The organism is Variovorax sp. M-6 (assembly GCF_052114385.1).
GTDB lineage: Bacteria > Pseudomonadota > Gammaproteobacteria > Burkholderiales > Burkholderiaceae_C > Variovorax.
On sequence record NZ_JBFREQ010000106.1, the window covers coordinates 1 to 798 of the forward strand.

The 798-nt window shown below is 63.9% G+C and carries 2 protein-coding genes; both read right to left on the minus strand.

Annotation, left to right across the window (positions count from 1 at the left end; genetic code table 11):
- The coding region (locus tag AB4Z46_RS35345; RefSeq protein ID WP_442288214.1) for a CoA-transferase at nucleotides 1–509 on the minus strand (509 nt) is incomplete at its 3' end.
- A 140-nt stretch (nucleotides 510–649) separates the two neighbouring features.
- Nucleotides 650–798 (minus strand): NAD(P)(+) transhydrogenase (Re/Si-specific) subunit beta (locus AB4Z46_RS35350; protein WP_442287589.1); only part of this gene is annotated, 149 nt, incomplete at its 5' end.

The window sequence follows — 798 nt, forward strand, 5'->3', positions numbered from 1 at the left end:
ACGAAGCGGCGCCGCTCATGGCGCATCGCCACGATCATGTGCGTCAGGCTCGAGATGTCGTTGCCGCCGCCGGTGCCCGGCAGCCGCGTCTTCGGGTTCGCCGGGTTGCCGATGTAGGAAGAGTTCAGGTTGCCGTACTTGTCGATCTGCGCGCCCCCCATGAAGCCGACATCCACGTAGCCGCGCTGCAGCAGCAGCATCACGTCGGTGCTGCTCAGCACCATGTTGGCGCCCTTGGTGCAGCGCTGCTCGGCGGTAGAGGGCGGCAGCCGGCCCGGCTCGACCCTGGGACCGATGACGCCGCCTTCGAACAGGATGGTCAGGCCGGGGCAGCCCAGGCCCTGGGCCAGCGTCGCGGCGAGGATCGGGACGCCCACGCCGGCAAAGACGATCTGCCCGTCCTTGAGCAGGCGCGCGCTCATGACACACAGGATCTCGCTCGCGGTGCAGCCGGCCATGCCGGTCGATGCGCATGCTTCCTCGGTTCGAATGAAGGTCGTAGCGTCCATGTTGACTCCTGCTTCTTGCGGCTTCGGAACGAAGGCGATGTCGCCTTTCATGCCGAAGCATTTTTATACCATCATACTACTGATAGTACCACTTGAACGGAAGAAGGCAACGGAACGAGAGCGCCGCGCGACGCCCCGAGCTACTCGATCGCCTTGGCCATGTCCTCGACCACCTTCTTGGCATCGCCGAAGACCATCATGGTCTTGTCCATGTAGAACAGCTCGTTGTCCAGCCCGGCGTAGCCCGCGGCCATGCTGCGCTTGTTCACGATCACCGTCTTGGCCTTGT